16 protein-coding genes are annotated in these 16,951 nt (G+C 74.5%); 4 read left to right on the top strand and 12 right to left on the bottom strand.

Features of this window, described 5'->3' with window-relative positions; translation table 11 throughout:
* Positions 1–61 precede the first annotated feature (61 nt).
* Positions 62–2,131 carry a SpoIIE family protein phosphatase gene (locus GA0070621_RS24815; RefSeq protein ID WP_091200257.1) on the top strand — a complete coding sequence of 690 codons (2,070 nt, stop codon included), beginning with the start codon at positions 62–64 and terminating at the stop codon, positions 2,129–2,131.
* A gap of 58 nt (positions 2,132–2,189) precedes the next feature.
* Here the strand turns inward: GA0070621_RS24815 and GA0070621_RS24810 are convergent, their stop codons facing one another.
* Positions 2,190–3,617, bottom strand: a complete 1,428-nt coding sequence (locus tag GA0070621_RS24810; protein ID WP_167667307.1) for an FAD-binding oxidoreductase — start codon at positions 3,615–3,617, stop codon at positions 2,190–2,192.
* Positions 3,618–3,717: 100 nt separating this feature from the next.
* On the opposite strand from GA0070621_RS24810, the gene GA0070621_RS24805 reads away from it, so the two are divergent.
* Positions 3,718–5,811, top strand: coding sequence for a S9 family peptidase (locus GA0070621_RS24805; RefSeq protein ID WP_091200253.1), 2,094 nt, complete (start codon positions 3,718–3,720; stop codon positions 5,809–5,811).
* A 42-nt stretch (positions 5,812–5,853) separates the two neighbouring features.
* On the opposite strand, the gene GA0070621_RS24800 is transcribed toward GA0070621_RS24805, so the two are convergent.
* The gene (locus GA0070621_RS24800) at positions 5,854–6,798 is read right to left on the bottom strand and encodes a threonine ammonia-lyase (protein ID WP_091200252.1); all 945 of its coding nucleotides are present in this window, start codon (positions 6,796–6,798) and stop codon (positions 5,854–5,856) included.
* 82 nt (positions 6,799–6,880) lie between these two features.
* Here GA0070621_RS24800 and GA0070621_RS29640 point away from each other — a divergent pair, with 82 nt between their 5' ends.
* A complete protein-coding gene (locus GA0070621_RS29640; protein ID WP_157740041.1) occupies positions 6,881–7,039 on the top strand; it encodes a hypothetical protein in 159 nt (52 codons plus the stop codon).
* Between the two features lie 18 nt (positions 7,040–7,057).
* Here GA0070621_RS29640 and GA0070621_RS24795 read toward each other — a convergent pair whose 3' ends face one another.
* The 4 genes from GA0070621_RS24795 to GA0070621_RS24780 all read right to left on the bottom strand — a co-directional run bounded on the left by GA0070621_RS24795 (position 7,058) and on the right by GA0070621_RS24780 (position 10,456).
* The gene (locus tag GA0070621_RS24795) at positions 7,058–8,566 is read right to left on the bottom strand and encodes an FtsX-like permease family protein (RefSeq protein WP_167667305.1); all 1,509 of its coding nucleotides are present in this window, start codon (positions 8,564–8,566) and stop codon (positions 7,058–7,060) included.
* Between the two features lie 11 nt (positions 8,567–8,577).
* Positions 8,578–9,279, bottom strand: coding sequence for an ABC transporter ATP-binding protein (locus GA0070621_RS24790; RefSeq protein ID WP_091200248.1), 702 nt, complete (start codon positions 9,277–9,279; stop codon positions 8,578–8,580).
* On the bottom strand, positions 9,276–9,812 hold the full coding sequence (locus GA0070621_RS24785; protein ID WP_091200247.1) for a PadR family transcriptional regulator: 537 nt from the start codon (positions 9,810–9,812) through the stop codon (positions 9,276–9,278). Before GA0070621_RS24785 ends, GA0070621_RS24790 begins: the two co-directional genes overlap by 4 nt.
* Before the next feature lie 74 nt (positions 9,813–9,886).
* Positions 9,887–10,456, bottom strand: coding sequence for a TIGR03086 family metal-binding protein (locus GA0070621_RS24780; RefSeq protein ID WP_091200245.1), 570 nt, complete (start codon positions 10,454–10,456; stop codon positions 9,887–9,889).
* A 31-nt stretch (positions 10,457–10,487) separates the two neighbouring features.
* Here GA0070621_RS24780 and GA0070621_RS24775 point away from each other — a divergent pair, with 31 nt between their 5' ends.
* Entirely contained in the window at positions 10,488–11,201 is a 714-nt protein-coding gene (locus GA0070621_RS24775) for a helix-turn-helix domain-containing protein (RefSeq protein ID WP_091200243.1), read from the top strand.
* Positions 11,202–11,209: 8 nt separating this feature from the next.
* On the opposite strand, the gene GA0070621_RS24770 is transcribed toward GA0070621_RS24775, so the two are convergent.
* The 6 genes from GA0070621_RS24770 to GA0070621_RS24745 are packed head-to-tail and all read right to left on the bottom strand — an operon-like array spanning position 11,210 to position 16,808.
* Positions 11,210–12,748 carry a SpoIIE family protein phosphatase gene (locus GA0070621_RS24770; protein WP_091200241.1) on the bottom strand — a complete coding sequence of 513 codons (1,539 nt, stop codon included), beginning with the start codon at positions 12,746–12,748 and terminating at the stop codon, positions 11,210–11,212.
* Between the two features lie 2 nt (positions 12,749–12,750).
* Positions 12,751–14,115 carry an ATP-binding protein gene (locus GA0070621_RS24765; RefSeq protein WP_091200239.1) on the bottom strand — a complete coding sequence of 455 codons (1,365 nt, stop codon included), beginning with the start codon at positions 14,113–14,115 and terminating at the stop codon, positions 12,751–12,753.
* Positions 14,112–15,125 (bottom strand): ATP-binding SpoIIE family protein phosphatase, encoded by a 1,014-nt coding sequence (locus GA0070621_RS24760; RefSeq protein WP_091202819.1) that lies wholly within the window; start codon positions 15,123–15,125, stop codon positions 14,112–14,114. The genes GA0070621_RS24765 and GA0070621_RS24760 overlap by 4 nt, the downstream gene beginning before the upstream one ends.
* Positions 15,122–15,541 (bottom strand): anti-sigma regulatory factor, encoded by a 420-nt coding sequence (locus GA0070621_RS24755; RefSeq protein ID WP_091200237.1) that lies wholly within the window; start codon positions 15,539–15,541, stop codon positions 15,122–15,124. Before GA0070621_RS24755 ends, GA0070621_RS24760 begins: the two co-directional genes overlap by 4 nt.
* Positions 15,538–15,948: an STAS domain-containing protein gene (locus tag GA0070621_RS24750; protein ID WP_091200235.1), complete on the bottom strand. Its 411-nt coding sequence runs from the start codon at positions 15,946–15,948 to the stop codon at positions 15,538–15,540. The genes GA0070621_RS24755 and GA0070621_RS24750 overlap by 4 nt, the downstream gene beginning before the upstream one ends.
* Entirely contained in the window at positions 15,948–16,808 is an 861-nt protein-coding gene (locus GA0070621_RS24745) for an STAS domain-containing protein (RefSeq protein ID WP_091200232.1), read from the bottom strand. The genes GA0070621_RS24750 and GA0070621_RS24745 overlap by 1 nt, the downstream gene beginning before the upstream one ends.
* Between the last annotated feature and the right edge of the window lie 143 nt (positions 16,809–16,951).

The following is a 16,951-nucleotide window of genomic DNA, read 5'->3' as shown; positions in this document are numbered from 1 at the left end:
GGAGCCGCGCCGATCGGCGGAGGGTTTGGCACCCGGGGCGACGGCAGTGGAGGATACGAAGGTGTCAGCGGAGGCGGGGCCGGCGCGGAACGGCGGCCCGGACGAGCACGTCCGACGGGTCCGCCTCCCCGCGGACCGGCGTACCCCGGCCGCGGCCCGAGCACTGGTCCGGTCCGTCCTCGCCGAGGCGAACCTGGACGAACTGCTCGATGAGGCGCTGCTGCTCACCACCGAACTCACCACCAACGCCGTGGAACACGCGCGTACCGAGCTGGACATCGAGGTCGAAGCGGACAGCGGGGGACTGACCGTCACGGTCACCGACTTCGCGGCCGGCCCCGTCGAGGAGCTGATGGTCGGCGTACGCAACGTCAGCTCCGACATCACCGAGGTGGCCGAGCGCGGGCGCGGGCTGCTGCTGGTCGACCACTTCGCCAGCCGGTGGGGCACCACCTACCTGCCCACCGGCAAGGGCATCTGGTTCCGGCTCGACCGGCACGACGAGGCACCCCCCGCCCGTACCGCCACCGCCGAGCGGCCCGCGACGGCCACCGACCCGGATGGGGCGGGGGACGACACCCCGAGCGCCGCCGCGATGAGCGAGCTGATGCAGACCAACCCCGACCCGTACGCGGACGACCCGCTGCCGGAGTTCGCGACCGGGCTGCTGAGCCGGCTCGCCGAGATGGTGGGCGCGGCCGGCGGCGTGGTCCGGCTGGACCGGGGCGACGGCCAGGGCAGCCAGCTGCTCGCCCGGTACGGCCGGCACCCCCGGGAGGGGAACGAACTGCTCCGGGTACCGCTCGCCGTGCACCGGCCGTACGCCGGTGAGCTGGAGCTGGACGCGGCGCCCTCGGCGTACGCCCGGCCGCTGGCGGTGCTGGCCGCCGAGCGGCTCTCGCTGCACCTGGAGAACGACCGGCTGCGCCGGGCGGACATCCGCCGGTCGACCTGGCTGACCTTTCTAGCCGAGGCGAGCGAGCTGCTCGCCCAGTCCCTGGACGTCGAGCTGACCATGGCGCTGATCCCGCAGCTGGTGGTGCCTCGGCTCGGCCAGTGGTGCGCGGTGCACACCACCGACGAGTGGGGCCGGCTGCGGCTCGCCGCGTCCAGCCACGCCGACGAGTCGGTGCTGCCGCAGCTGCACCGGGTGCTCCAGGAGACCGGGCCGGACTCGATCCAGGCCCGGCTGCGCGAGGCGTCGCGGAGCGCGGCGCAGGTGCCGCTGAGCGGGCCGATGGAGGGGTTCGCCGTACCGCTGATCGCCCGCGGGCAGCGGCTCGGCACCCTGGCCGTCGGCCGCCACCAGGGGCACCGGCACGATCCGGACGAGGTCTCGGTGCTGGAGGACGTGGCCCGGCGGGCCGCGCTCGCCATCGAGAACGCCCGCATCCACGCCGAGCGCCGGCGGGTCGCTCACACGCTCCAGCAGTCCCTGCTGCCGCCGGTGCTCCCGGTGGTCGAGGGCATCGGCTTCGCCGCCGAGTACGTCCCGACCGGCGGCGACGCCGAGGTCGGCGGCGATTTCTACGACGTGGTGCCGCTGCCGGACGGCCGCTGGCTGGTGGTGATCGGCGACGTCTCGGGCAAGGGGGTGCAGGCGGCGGCGGTGACCGGGCTGGTCCGGGACGTGATCCGGGTGCTGGCCGGCGACGGCAAGCCGCTGCCGGAGGTGCTGGTCCGGCTCAACGAGACGCTGGTCGAGCGGGGCAGCGGCCGGTACTGCACGCTGGCGCTGGCGGCGGTCGGCCCGGGCGACGGGGACCAGCTCGACGTGTCCCTGCACCTGGCCGGGCACGACCGCCCGGTGCTGCTGCACGGCGGCGGTGGAGCCGCCTTCGTCGGCACGGGCGGTACGGCGCTCGGGCTGCTCGACTCGATCGCCACCCCGACGGCCGATTTCCCGCTCGACCCGGGCGACGCGCTGATCTTCTATACCGACGGGGTGACCGAGCGGCGGCGGGGCCGGGAACTCTTCGGCACCGAACGGCTGCGCGGGTCGGCGGCCCCGCTGGCCGGCTACTCGGCGGACGTGGTGGCCGCCCGGCTGCGCGCCACGGCGATCGGCTTCTCGGTGGAGGCCCCCCGCGACGACATCGCCATCCTGGTCCTCCGCAACGACCTGCTGTGACGCCCGCCGGCCCGACCTGGTGGTGACGCCCGCCGGCCACGGGCCGGCGGGAAGGCCGTCACAGGCCGCCGGGAAGGCGGCCGGGGGCCAGGCGTTGGTGCGGGTCCAGGTGGGCCTTCGCCGCCCGGAGGCCGGGCAGGGTGGGCAGCTCGCCCCAGAGGTCGACGGCCCGGCGGACCGGGGTGGGGGCGGCCACCACCACGCAGCGGCCGCGCCTGGCGAGCAGCACCCCACGGACGGCGGCGAGGATCGAGGCCACCCGGTCGGCGGGCAGGGCGGCGGGCAGCGCCGCGTGCACCGTCCCGACGCCGGCCGAGCCGCGCACCGGCACCGGGGCGCCGGCGGCGTCGCGCAGCGCGTAGACCGCCGCATGCAGGTCGTTGATCGGGACCTCGATCCGCAACGCGGTGTCGCCCGGGCCGAACGGGTACCGCCCCCACCACTCCGGCGCCGCGTGCCCGACGGTGGCCTCCGGGCCGAGCAGGGCCGCCAGCCGCTCGGCCCGCTCGGCGACGTCGGCCGGGCCGCCCTCCAGCAGCACCACCAGGCTGCCCGCCGCGGCCGGCCGGGTGGACCGCCCGGTCACCGCGGGATGCTCGGGCCGGTGGAACACGGACGGGTGCGACGGATGCACCCGCCGGCGCGGCAACGGCACCGGCACCGGCAGGTCCAGCTCGACGGCGGCCGGCTGGAGCCCGGCGGCGAGCACGGCCCGGACCAGGTCGTGGACCTCCAACGGGGTCCAGACCGGGCGGGACACCCAGACCCGGCTGGCCGGCACGGCCTGCACCCGCATGGTCGCCGAGACGAGCACCCCCAGGCCGCCCTGCGAGCCGCAGAGCAGCCGGGCGACGTCGAGCCCGGGCAGGTCGGCCCGGCCGAAGAGCGCCGCCGCGCCCCCGCCCGCCGGTGCCGCCCGGCCGAGCTGCGCGGTGCCGGACTCACCGATGCTGACCAGCTCACCCTCGGCGTCCAGGTAGCGCACCCCGACGAGTTGGGCGCACGGTGTGCCGTGCCGGTGCCGGAGCGGGCCGGCCTCGTCGGCGGCGAGCACCCCGCCCAGGGTCGCCCCGGGAGACGGCGCGTCGACCGGGAGGCGCTGGCCGGTGCGGCCCAGGCTCGCCTGCACCGCCCGCAGTGGGGTGCCGGCGCCGATCTCGGCCACCGGGGAGCCCTGCGGCTCGTGCCAGACCCCGGCGAGCCGGCCGGTGTCGAGCATGATGTCGACCTGCGCCGGGGCGGCCCCCCAGTCGATCTTCGTGCCGGCGCCGCGCGGCACCACCGTGAGGTCGTGCGCGGCGGCGAGCCGCAGCACCTCGGCGGCGGCGCGCGGGCCGCCCGGCACCGCCACCCAGCGGGCCGTCCGCCCGGCCACCTCGTCGGCCGGCCCGGCGAACCGGGCGAACGGCGAGCCGCAGATCCCCGCCAGTCGCCGGGTGATCTCCAGGGCTCCGGGTCGATCGGTGGAACTCGCTGCAGCCGCCATGGCGGTCATCGTACACATGTTCGAAAGCGTCCGGCGGTGGTTCGGTGAATCCCGCGGCACGCCCGCCCGGCGGCGCGTGCCCGGCCGGTAACGTGACGCCGTGACCACCACACCCGTACCCGTCGCCAAGCGCGTCCCGACCGAGCGCACCCACCACGGCGACACCGTCGTCGACGAGTACGCCTGGCTCGCCGCCAAGGACGACCCCGCGACGATCGCCCACCTGACCGCGGAGAACGCGTACGCCGAGACGCGCACCGCGCACCTGGAGGGGCTGCGCGCCGAGCTGTTCGAGGAGACCCGCCGGCGCACCCAGGAGACCGACCTGTCGGTGCCCACCCGCAAGGACGGCTACTGGTACTACACCCGCACGGTCGAGGGCCAGCAGTACGGCGTGCAGTGCCGCCGGGCCGTCCGGGACGGCGAGACCGCGCCCCCGATCAGCGCCGACGGCGCCCCGCTGGACGGCGAGGAGGTGCTGCTCGACGGCAACCTGCTCGCCGAGGGGCACGACTTCTTCGCCCTCGGCGCGTTCGACGTCAGCCCGGACGGGCGCTGGCTGGCCTACTCGACGGACTTCACCGGCGACGAGCGGTTCACCCTGCGGGTCAAGGACCTGAACACCGGCGAGGTGCTGCCCGACGAGATCTCGGACACCTTCTACGGCACCGCCTGGTCCACCGACGCCTCGGCGCTCTTCTACGTCACCGTGGACGACGCCTGGCGGCCGAACCGGGTCTGGCGGCACGCGGTCGGCACCCCGTCGAGCGAGGACGTGGTGGTCCACCAGGAGGACGACGAGCGGTTCTGGGTGGGCGTCGAGCTGACCCGCTCCGAGCGGTTCGTGGTCATCGACATCCACAGCAAGATCACCAGCGAGGTACGGGTCATCCCGGCCGCCAACCCCACCGGCGAACCGGCGATCGTCGCCCCGCGCCGGCAGGGCGTCGAATACTCGGTGGAGCACCACGGACACCGGTTCCTGATCCTGCACAACGACGGCGCGGAGGACTTCGCGCTGGCCTTCACCTCGGCGGACACGCCCGGCGACTGGACGCCGCTGATCGAGCACTCGCCGGGCACCCGGCTGGAGGCGGTCGACGCGTTCGAGAACCACCTGGTCGTCTCGCTGCGCAGCAACGGGCTGACCGGGCTGCGGGTGCTGCCCGTCGGCGGCGGCGACCCGTACGACATCGACTTCCCCGAGCCGATCTACAGCGTCGGATTGGACGCCAACCCGGAGTACCGCACCAACGAGGTGCGGCTGCGCTACACGTCGCTGGTCACCCCGGACTCGATCTACGACTACGACCTGGTCAACCGGCAGATGGTGCTACGCAAGCAGAAACCGGTCCGCCCGGGGCCGGACGGGCGGCCGTACGACCCGGCCGACTACGAGCAGCACCGGGACTGGGCGCTCGCCGACGACGGCACCCAGGTGCCGATCTCCCTGGTCCGCCGGAAGGGCACCCCGCGCGACGGTTCCGCCCCGTGCGTCATCTACGGCTACGGCTCGTACGAGTCGAGCATGGACCCCTGGTTCTCGATCGCCCGACTCAGCCTGCTCGACCGGGGCGTCGTCTTCGCCGTCGCGCACATCCGCGGCGGCGGCGAACTGGGCCGGCGCTGGTACGAGCAGGGCAAGCTGCTCGCCAAGCGGAACACCTTCACCGACTTCGTGGCCTGCGCCCGGCACCTGGTCAAGGCCGGTTGGACGGCCGGCGACCGGCTCGTTGCCCGGGGCGCGTCGGCCGGCGGCCTGCTGATGGGCGCGGTGGCCAACCTCGCCCCGGACGCGTTCACCGGGATCGTCGCGCAGGTGCCCTTCGTGGACGCGCTCACCTCGATCCTCGACCCGTCGCTGCCGCTCACCGTCACCGAGTGGGAGGAGTGGGGCAACCCGCTCGACGACCCCGAGGTGTACGCGTACGTGAAGTCGTACACCCCGTACGAGAACGTGGCCCCGGTCGACTACCCGGCGATCCTCGCGGTGACCAGCCTGAACGACACCCGGGTGCTCTACCACGAGCCGGCCAAGTGGATCGCCCGGCTGCGGGCCGTCGCGCCGCAGGGCGACTACCTGCTCAAGACCGAGATGGGCGCCGGCCACGGCGGCCCGAGCGGTCGCTACGACGCCTGGCGCGAGGAGGCGTTCATCAACGCCTGGATCCTCGACCGCCTGCACCGCGCCTGACCGGGTCGGGCCCCCGCCGGATCGCGGGGGCCCGCCCGAGGCTCAGCCGGCGAGCACCGACGCGAGCCGTGCCGGATCGACGTTGCCGCCGGTGACCACCGCGGCGGTACGCCCCGACGGCAGCTCGTCCCGGTGGAACAGGTGGGCCGCGACCGCCACGGCACCGCTCGGCTCGACCACCAGCCGGGCCTCGCGGGCCAGCCGACCCATCGCCGCCGTGATCTCCTCCTCGGTGACCGTGACGATGCCGTCGAGACGTTCCCGCAGGTGGGCCAGGGTCAGCGCGGACAGGTTGGTCCGCAGTCCGTCCGCGCTGGTCCGGTAGGTCCGCTCGACGTCCCAGACCACCACCTCGCCGGCGGCGAGGGAGTCCCGGGCGTCGGCGGCCAGCGCCGGCTCCACCCCGATCACGGCGGCCGACGGGCGCAGTGCCTTCACCGCGGTGGCGACCCCCGAGGAGAGCCCGCCCCCGCCGACCGGCACCAGCACCACGTCCAGGTCGGGCAGGTCGGCGAGGATCTCCAGCCCGATGGTGCCCTGCCCGGCGATGATCCGCGGGTCGTCGAAGGGCGGCACCAGGGTGGCCCCGGTCTCGGCGGCGACCCGCTCCGCCTCGGGCAGCCGGCGGGCCGGCGGGACCAGCACCACCTCGGCGCCGAACGCCCGGATCCGGTCCACCTTGACCTGCGGCGCCCCCTCGGGGACAACCACCGTGCAGGGGACGCCGGCCGCCTGGGCCGCGTACGCGAGGGCCTGCCCGTGGTTGCCCGACGAGTGGGTCACCACGCCCCGGGACCGGACGGCCGGGTCGAGCCGGGCCACCGCGTGGGTCGCCCCGCGCAGCTTGAACGATCCGACCGGTTGCAGACTCTCCGGCTTGACCCACAGCTCGTCGTCCCACGGCACGGGCAGCAGCGGGGTACGCACGACGGTTCCGACGATGTCGGCGGCGGCGGCGCGGACGTCCTCGATCGAGATCAGCTCCATCGCCCCATCCTGCCCCGCTGTCGCGACAGTCCGCTGCCCCGGCGCTCACCAAGATCACCATCAGGGCGCCTAGACTGCCCGGGTGAGCGAGGCCGAGGAGGGGAAGCCGGCCGGGGCGGCCCGGCGCGGGCCGACCTGGGTGATCCTCGCGGTGGTCGCCGCCGCCCTGCTCGTCTGCTGCTGCTCGGTGGTGATCGGTCTGGCGGTCTCCTGGTCCGCCGGCCTCTTCGGCGGCCATTGAGCCCACCGCCGCGTCAGGTCAGGTCGTCCGCAGTTCCTCCACCGCCGTGCTGGACCGCAGGAAGAGCAGGCCGACGCCGACGGTGGCCAGCACCGCGACCAGGGCGCCGCCCGCGAGCCACGCCAACTGCTCCACCGGTACGTCCGGAACCACGGTTGTCTCCGGGACCCACTCCGTGCGGGTGTATTTGGCGGCCGTCGCCGGGTCGGAGCAGAGGGTGACACCCGCGTCACAGATTTCTCGCGAGACGCTCCCACTGCTCGGTGCGCCGAGCGCGCCCCGGACGAGCAGCAGACCGACGGCCAGGGCGACGGCGATCGCGGGCACCGCCGGCGCGAGCGACTGCCAGAGGATGGACCGCCCGAGCGCGCCGCGCGACACCCCGGTCGCCACCAGCGCCGCGTACTGGCGGCGGCGGGCAATGATCCCCTCCACCAGGGCGACCAGCAGCCCGCCGGCCGCGATCGCCACCGACACCGACACCGCCAGGTCGATCAGATCCATGGTGCCGAGGTAGAAGTCGTCCGAAGTGCTCAGTTCGGCTCCGGTCCGGCCACCGAGTTCCGCCATCGCGGTGAAGTAGGCGCGGTACCCGGCGGCCCCGGCCCCGAAGATGAGCGCGGCGAGAAGCGCGGCGAAGGTCCGGCTGCCCGCCCACGGATCGGCCATCAGCCGCCGCGCGCCGAGCAGGGCGGCGGGTCGCCGGGCGTACCGGTGCAGCAGGCGACCGGCGGTGTGCGAGATCCAGCCGGTGCCGGTGACCACGCCGATCATGGCAGCCAGCCCGCCGCCGACCAGCAGCGTCGGCAGCAGCCAGAGCGGCGGCTGGCTGTGCCGCTGGTCATACCAGACGCCCACCGGTCGGAAGGCGGCGAAGGCGGCCAGCCCCACAACGATCAGCAGGCCGGGCCAGGGCCAGGGACCCCGGGTCCGCACCTTCCGGACCACACCGAACGGAGTGGTCGCCACCCGGCGGAGCATCAGCGCGGTGGCCAGCGCGGCGACCACCGGCAGGCCGAACACCAGCGCCGCCACCGCGACGGTCGACGGGTAGACGTCGGTGGGCAACGGCAGCCGACCGCGCTCGTCGGGTCGGTGCAGCAGCCGGTGGCCGGCCAGGTAGAGGCCCAGGCCGGCCAGCGTGCCGAGCAGGGTCGCCAGCCCGGTCTCCACCATGGCGACCCGGGTGACCTGGCCAGGGGTCGCCCCGGCCAGGCGGAACGCGGCCAGCCGCCGATCCCGGGACGGGGCGCCGAGCCGGGCGCACTGCCCGGCCAGCCCCAGCACCGGGATGGCCAGCAGCAAAAGGGCGAACGCGGTGCCACCGCGCAGCCCCGGCTCGACCAGCAGCTGGTTGGCGTACTGGTGCGACCAGCGGCTTCCGTTGTCGGCGGTGGCCGGCGGCGTCGGGATGGCCAGCACGGTCAGCGCGGCCAGGGCGGCCAGCGCGGCCAGCGCGGCGCTCAGCGCGGTCAGCGTCACCCGGGCCAGGTCGGTGCGGGTGCCGGCCAGCGCGAGCCGGAGCATCGCGGCCGGCCTCACCGGGGGCCGCCCGGCACCGGCGCGTGCAGGCCCAGCCCCGAGTGGTCCACCGCCCCGTCGCGCAGCGTCACCTCGCGATCGGCGTACGCGGCGATGCGCGGCTCGTGGGTGATCAGCACGACGGTGGTGTGCTGATCACGGGCGAGCCGGACCAGTTGGGTGAGCACCTGCTCGCCGGTGAGCGTGTCCAGCGCGCCGGTCGGCTCGTCGGCGAAGAGCACCCGGGGCTCGGTGACCAACGCCCGGGCGGTGGCGCAGCGCTGCTGCTGCCCGCCGGACATCTCGCCCGGCCGGACGTCGGCCACCTCGGCCACGCCCAGCCGCTCCAGCCAGGTCAGCGCCGCCGCCCGCGCCTCTCGCCGCCCCGTGCCGGCGAGCAGGAGCGGAAGGGCGACGTTCTCCGCCGCGGTCAGCTCGGCGACGAGCTGGCCGAACTGGAAGAGCACCCCGAACTCGGTGCGGCGCAACCGGGACCGGGCCGCCTCCGACCAGGTGTCGATCCGCTCCCCCCGCCAGGTGACCTGCCCGGCGTCGGGGCGCAGGATGCCGGCGAGGCAGTGCAGCAGGGTGGACTTGCCGCAACCGCTCGGCCCGGTGACGGCGACGATCTCGCCCTCCGCCACGTCGAGCGTCACGCCGCGCAGGGCGGGCGTCCTGCCGTACGCCTTGACCATGCCGCGGGCCTCCAGATGTGTCACGAGTGCACCTCCCGGTGCCAGTCGGCGACCCGGTCCAGGGTGGTGTGCAGCCACCGCAGGTCGGCGTCGAGATGGTTGATGGCGTAGTCGGCCGCGATCACGTCGTCGAGGCTGGCCGAGGGGGCGGCCTTCAGCGCGGTCAGTTCGCGGAGCCGCTCGGTGTGCGCCCGGCGCTGGGCGATGAGGTAGGACCGGGCTCGGTCGGCGTCGGCGACCACCAGCGCGACCACCACCTTGGCGAAGAGGGTGCTCGCCACGTGCGGCATGGGTGGCTCGACGGTGGCGAGCCACCGGTCGAGCGCGACCCGTCCCTCCTCGGTCAGCGCGTACGCCGTGCGGTCCGGGCCGCCCTCGCGCCCCTGGCCGGCCGGGACCACCAGGCCGTCCCGCTGGAGCCGGCCAAGGGTCGCGTAGACCTGCCCGAAGGCGAGCGGGCGGGCCTGGGGCAGCCGCTCGTCGTGGGCGCGCTTCAGCTCGTAGCCGTGCCGGGCACCGCCGGCGAGCAACCCGAGCAGGACGTGCTGAGTGGACACCTCGCCACTATTCACTCAGCGAATAGCGGTGTCAAGAGCGGCCCGCGCGGCGTGGCGCCACGCGGGCCGAGGTGTCAGGGCGTCCAGGCCGGATCCCGGCCGGTCCGGCCGAGGAGACGGTCCAGCTCGGCGGCGTCCGGCGCGATGGGCACCGGTTCACCGAAGGCACCCATCCGCTGGCCGGTCTCCCCCATCCGGTCCATGAATCCGTGCAGCGCCGCCAGCACCGCCGGCTCGGCCTGCACGCCGGGCTGCCCGGTGGCCCGGGCCAGGTCCCAGCCGTGCACGGTGAGGTCGGCCAGGGCCATGTCGCCGACCGTCTCCTGCGGCAGCCCCATGCCGGGCGAGACGCCCGCCAGGGCCGCCGGATCCGACCACGCCTCGATCAGGCGTACGGTCTCCGCCGCGAACCGGTCCCGCCAGCCCTCGGTCACGTGGTCGGTCTTGCCCGACCAGTCGACCTCTCCCCGGCGGGCCAACTCCTGGAAGTTGACCACCACGTCGAAAAGATGGTTGAGCAGGCCGCGCACCGTGTACTCGGGGCACGGGGTGGGCAGGTCGAGCTGGTCGTCGGAGATGCCCCGGACCACCGCCACCGTTCGGGGCGCGGCGACGGCCAGCAGCTCACTAGTCTTCGTGGTCATACGGCCAGCGTATGAGGGTGGTCTTGAAAAAATGCGACACGAACCGCGGCGGGACAGCCGGGGCATCCTCGACCCCGGCCGGCTGCGGCGGCAGGTCCGCTTCCGCCGTCGGCTGCCCGCCCCGGCGCTGCGCCCGTACGTCGAGCACCACTGGCTGGTCGACTGGGCGCTGCTGCACGGCGTCGGCCGGGCCACCGGGGTGCAGTTCCGCCCGGGTGGCTTCCGCCCGTTCTGGCGCCGGCCGGTGGCCGAACTGACCGGGCAGCGCCGTTCCCTGGCCGCCGGGCCACCGCCCGCCGGCGCGGCAACCGCCGACCCGTTCGCCGTCGGGCCGGTCTGCCCGGGTAGCGACGACAACCGGTGCCGCCGGTTGGACGACCTGCTCACCGCTTGGGGGCCGGTGCCGGACCCGCTCGCCGCCGAGGCCACCGCGCTGGTCGAGGAGATCCGCGCCGACCGGAGCATCCTGCGGGTCGACGACTTCGCCCGGCGGCACGCCGTCTCGACCCGGCGGCTCCAGCGGCTCTTCCTGGACCACGTCGGGGTCGGCCCCAAGTGGGTGATCCAGCGATACCGGCTCCAGGAGGCCATCGAGCAGGCCGCCGCCGGGCCGGTGGACTGGTCGCGGGTCGCCGCCGACCTCGGGTACGCGGACCAGGCGCACCTGGTCCGCGCGTTCACCGCGGTCGCCGGGGTCTCCCCCGCCGCGTACGCCCGCTCGCTGGCCAACCGGGACGGCGGGTGACGGCCGGGTCAGCGGCGCCGGACGGCGACCACCGCGACGTCGTCGTTGATCTCCGGCGGCGCCAGCTCGTCCAGCAGCCGCTGGCAGAACCGGTCGAGGTCGTCATCCACCCGCACGGCGACCGCGCCCAACGCCGCCATCCCCTCGTCGATGGTGGCGTCCCGGCGCTCGATCAGGCCGTCGGTGTAGAGAACCAGCGTCGCCCCGGCCGGCAGCACGAACTCCAGGTCCGGCGGGCGGGGCGCGCGGACCCCGAGCAGCGGAGCGATCTGCTGCACGTACCGCACCCGTCCCGCCTCGCTGAGCAGCGCCGGCAGGTGCCCCGCGCTGGCCAGCCGGACCAGCCCGCTGCCCGGGTCGAGCAGCAGCACACAGATCGTGGCCAGCTCGTTCGGCAGCAGGGTACGCATCAGTTCGTTGACCCGGTCCAGGATCACCCCCGGCGGGTGCCCCTCGACCGCGTACGCCCGCACCGCGTGCCGCAGCTCGGCCATCACGGTGGCGGCGTGCAGCGAGTGCCCGGCCACGTCGCCGATCGCCATCAGCAGGTGGCCGTCGAGCATCACCAGCTCGTAGAAGTCGCCACCCACCTCGGTCCGGGCGCTCGCCGGCTCGTACCGGACGGCCAGGTCGAGGCCGGCGACCTCGGGCAGCCGGCGGGGCAGCAGGCTGCGCTGGAGGGTCACCGCGATGCGGTGCTCCTCGTCGAAGGATCGTTGGGCCTCCACCGCCGAGGCGATGGCCTGGGCGAGCTGCACCAGCACCGGCGTCCGCACGGTCTGGGTGGCGGTGGGCACCGCCACGTAGAGCGGCGGCCGGTCCTCGCGCAGCCGGGCGGCGGCCACGGTGACGGTGTCCCCGTCCGGCCAGCCGACCAGATCCCAGTTGCCCGGTTCGTCCACCCGGACCGTGGTGCCGATCGGCACTCCCGTGTCGTCGACCGACCAGGGCACCACCGTCGGCGACGCGTCCGGCCCGGCGGCGACCCCGGCCAGGCAGTGTCCGTCGAAGGTCTCCGCGACCACCGCCGCCGGGCTCTTGAAGATCCGCGCCGCGCCGGCCGCCGCCGCCTCCAACAGCCGGCCGAAGTTCGGCGCGGCGTGCATCTGCACGGTGGCGTCGGCCAGCGCGGCCAACCGCTCGGCGAGCTGCTCGGCCCGGCGCCGGGCCTGGTAGTAGCGGAGCACCGCGTGGGCGGTGGCGACCAGTTCCTCCGGCTCGATCGGCTCGGCCAGGTACGCGTCCGCGCCCCGGGTCAGCCCCTGGGTCCGGTCCACCGTGTCCACCGCGTGCGCCGAGACGTGCACCACCGGAGTGGCCGGGTACGCCGACTTGATCCGCTCGCAGACCTCGAAGCCGCTCATGTCGGGCAGCCGTACGTCGAGCACCACCAGGTCGATCCGGCCGGCCGCCATCCGGTCCAGCGCCTCGGTGCCGTTCTCCGCCTCGATGGTCGTGAACCCGGCCCGGTTCAGCCAGCTCACCAGCAGATACCGCTTGGTACGACTGTCGTCGACCACCAGTACGGTCGCCGCGCCGCCGTCCACCGTCACGCTCCGCCCTCGGGAAGGGTCACCGTGAAGGTGCTGCCCCGACCGGGCTCGCTGGACAGCTCCAGCGACCCGCCGAGCAGCTTCACCAGCCGGCGCGCGTACGGCAGGCCGAGGCCGGTGCCGACCACCCGGGTCGCCCCGGGCACCTGGTAGAACTCCTCGAACACCCGCTCGTGCAGCTCGGGCGGGATGCCGACGCCGGTGTCGGAGACCGACAGCCGCCACGAGTCGTCCCGCCGTTCCGCCCGCAGCCGGACCTCGCCCCGCTCGGTGAACTTGAGCCCGTTGTGCAGCAGGTTGCGCAGCACCTGGGCGAGCAGCACCTCGTCGGAGCGGAGGGTGGCCGGGGCGGGCGGCTCCGCCACCACCAGCTCGACCTCGGGCCGGGTGGCCAGCGCCCGCAGCGTGCCCCGGAGCTGCCCGAAGACCGCCCGCAGGTCCACCTCCGCCCAGTTCGGCTCGATCCGGCCCGACTCGGCCTTGGCCAGGTCGAGCAGTTCGTTGACCAGGGAGAGCAGATCGCCGGCCGAGGAACGGATCAGCCCGACCTGCCGGGCCTGCTCGGCGGTGAGCGGATCGGAGGCGGGGTCGGCGAGCAGCCGGGCCAGCCCGATGATCGCGGTGACCGGGGCGCGCAGCTCGTGACTCACGTTGGCCAGGAACCGGCTCTTCGACTCGCTGGCCGCACGGAGCTGGGCGGACTTCTCGTCCAGCTCGGCGTAGAGGGCCACCACCCCCCGGTTGGTCGCCTCCAGTTCCTCGGTGAGCTGGTTGTAGAGCGCCATCACGCCCCGGTTGGTCTCCTGGAGTTCGGCGTTGAGCACCTCCAGCTCGTCGCGGTGGCTGCGTACCTCGTCGAGGGCGGCGATGAGCTGCGTGTTCTGCGCGGCCAGCTCGTCGAGGGCGGTGCCCGGGGCACTGCTGGCCAGCTCGTCACGGAGTTGGGCGAGGCGCTCCGGCGGCAACGCCGGCGCATGGGCCGGGACACGTCGGGACATCCTCACGACGGTATCCCCCTCGTCCGCCACCACGGCCAGCACATCCACCAGACGGGCCACCGCGCCGGACTGAGGTTCGTACCGGCCGTCGGGCAACGGACGGGCCGGAGCCAGGTCGACCCGGAGCACCGGTCGGCCGGTGGCGGCGTCGACGTCGACCGCGAAGGTGACGTCCGCGCCGTCGACCGTGTGCAACAGGTCCCGGGCCACCTCGCTGAGCGCGGTGGCGAGGCGTACCTGGTCCTGGTGCTCCAGCCCGACGGCGGCGGCGACCTCCCGGCCGCGCTGCCGGACCAGGAAGATGTCCTGCTCCACCCGCAGCGCGAGCTGGAGCAGGGGGTCCGGCGCGGTGGGCCCGGTCACGGCAGCGCCCGGGCGACCAGGACGCAGGCGTCGTCGCGGCGGATGCCGGCCTCGCCGAGCAGCACCGCGGCGGCCACCAGCGGCGAACGCCGGGCGAGGCCGGGATGGTCGGCCAGGTCCCAGCGGTCGACCACGCCGTCGCTGTGCATGACCAGCGTCGCCCCGGGCGGGAAGGGGTAGTCGTACTCCCGCACCCCGGGACGCTGGTGACCGGCGATGCCGGGCAGCGAGACCAGGCCCCGCCGCCGTTCGCCCGCCACCACGATCATGGCTGCGATGTTGCCCAGTCCGGCGTACCGGAGCAAGCCTGACGCGGGGTCCGGCTCGGCCACGGCCAGCGCGGCGCCGCGGGTGTGCGAGATGGCGCGGTGCAGGTGCTGGACCACGGTGGCCGGCGGCCCGGCCGGGGCGGCCCGGAACGCGGTGACCGCCGCCTCGGTGGCGATCGCGGCCAGCGGCCCGTGCCCGAGGCCGTCACAGACCAGCACCTGCCGCCGGCCGTCGACGACCCGGACGGCGTACCCGTCGCCGCTGACCTGCTCGCCGGTGATCGGCCGGGTCAGCCCGGCGGCCCAGTCCGGCTCCGGCGGCGGCCCGTCCCAGACCTGTACGGCCAGCACGGTGCCCCGTCCGGGCAGCGAGTATCCGTCGAACCAGCTCGCCTGCCGGACGATCGCGCCGAGGCCGATCCCCAGCGTGCCGGTGGTGGAGTGCCCGTCCACCGAGGAGAGGGCGAGGTCCGGCATGCCCGGGCCGGCGTCGACGGCCACCGCTTCCACTCCGGCCCGGCCGCCCCGGCGTACCGGCCGGAGCAGCAGTGTCCCCTCGTGGGCGTGCTTGGCCAGGTTGCTGGCGAGTTCGGCGGTGACGATGGCCAGGTCGGCGATCCGTCGCTCGCTGAGCTCCAGCTGCCGGCCGAGGCGCTCCGCCGCCCGGCGTACGCCGCTGGTCGTGCCGCCGTTCTCCACCCGGAACCAGAGGCCGTGGTCGGAGACCACGTCCGCGGTCATCGGGACCACTTGGTGACGGTGATCCGGGTGCCCTCGCCCGCGGCGGTCCGGATGTCGAAGTCGTCGACCAGCCGGCGGGCGCCGCTGAGCCCCAGGCCGAGCCCGCTGCCGGTGGTGTAGCCGTCGGTGAACGCGAGGTCGAGGTCGGGGATGCCCGGCCCGTCGTCGGCGAAGACGACGCGTACGCCGCGTCGACGGCCGTCGTCGACCGTGGTCACCTCGGCGGTGCCCCCGCCGCCGTAGATCAGTGTGTTGCGGGCCAGCTCGCTGGCGGCGGTGACCAGTTTGGTCTGGTCGACCAGCGAGAGCCTGACCGCTACCGCGGTGGTACGCACGAGCTGCCGGACCCGGACCACGTCCTCGTCGCTACGGATCGCCTGGGTCGCCGGCACACCCAGGTCGACGCCGGCGGTCATGCCGTGGCCGTCGTCTCGGCGTCCTCGTCGCCGTCGGCCTCGTCCCACTCGTCGGCGCGGGCCGCCGCGATCAGCTCCATGCCGCGCTCCACGTTCAACGCGGTGCGGATGCCGCTGAGCGACAGCCCCAGTTCGACCAGGGTGATGGCGACGGCGGGACGCATCCCGACCACCACGGTCTCGGCGTCCAGCACCTTGGAGATGGACGCGATGGTGGAGAGCATCCGGCCGACGAACGAGTCGACGATGTCCAGCGCCGTGATGTCGATGATCACGCCGTGGCAGCCGGTGGCGACGATCCGCTCGGCGAGGTCCTCCTGGAGCTGCATCGCCGTCTGGTCGGACATGTCGACCTGGATGGAGACCAGCAGGATGTCACCGATCTTGAGGATCGGCACCCGTTCCATCAGGACTCCCGGCGCGGGCGGCGGGTGGCGGTCTCGACGCCGGACAGCCGCAGCACGTGGCGCAGCGCGTCGGCCAGGCTCGCCTTGGTGGCGATGTCGCCGAACTCGATGCCGAGCGCGACGATGGTCTGGGCGATCTGCGGCCGGATGCCGGAGATGATGCAGTCCGCGCCCATCAGCCGGGCGGCCACCACGGTCTTGAGGATGTGCTGGGCGACCTGGGTGTCCACCGCCGGCACACCGGTGATGTCGATGATCGCGTACGGCGAGCCGGTGTCGACCAGGGCCTGGAGCAGCCGTTCCATCACCACCTGGGCGCGGGCCGAGTCGAGCGTGCCGACCAGCGGGACGGCGACCACGCCCTCCCAGAGCTTCACCACCGGGGTGGACAGCTCGAGAAGCTGCTCCGCCTGGTCGGCGATGAGGCTCTCCCGGGCACGGACGTAGCTCTCGAAGGTGAACAGCCCCATCTGGTCGATCAGGGCGGAGAAGGCCACGAAGTCGCGGAGGGTCTCGGTGCCCTGGCTCTCCTCCATCAGCTCCAGCAGGGCGTCCTTCAGCGCGTAGACGCTGATCGCGGTCTCGGTGGCGCTGAAGCCCTGCCGGGCCCGCCCCGCGGACAGCTCGGCCAGCACCGCGCGCAGCTCGCCACCGTGCTCGTCGGCCAGCTCGGTGAGCCCGTTCTCCCCGGCGTCGACGATGCTGCGGTGCAGCTCCCGAACCTGCCCGGCCAGTTCGGCCCGGCTGAGCCGGCCGCGCAGCGAGGCGGTGACGAGTTCCGTCCAGCGCTCGGTCAGCCGGTCGGCCTGCTCGGTCAGCAGTCGGGCGAGCCGACCGCTCTGTTCGACGCCCAGCGCCATGGTGACCTCCCTGAACCTCGGCCGGGCGGACTCTATCACCGGAGCGGGCCACACTCCTTGTCAGAGGGCAAGAAAATGATCGGCGGCACCGCGGCGGCTCTCGTTCTGCGTATCACCCGCGTTGTGGGATACCGTTCCACCGA

The sequence above is a fragment of the Micromonospora narathiwatensis genome, from assembly GCF_900089605.1.
GTDB classification, from domain to species: Bacteria; Actinomycetota; Actinomycetes; order Mycobacteriales; family Micromonosporaceae; genus Micromonospora; species Micromonospora narathiwatensis.
Note: the sequence above shows the minus strand (reverse complement) of the source record. Positions and strands in the feature narration are given on the sequence as shown.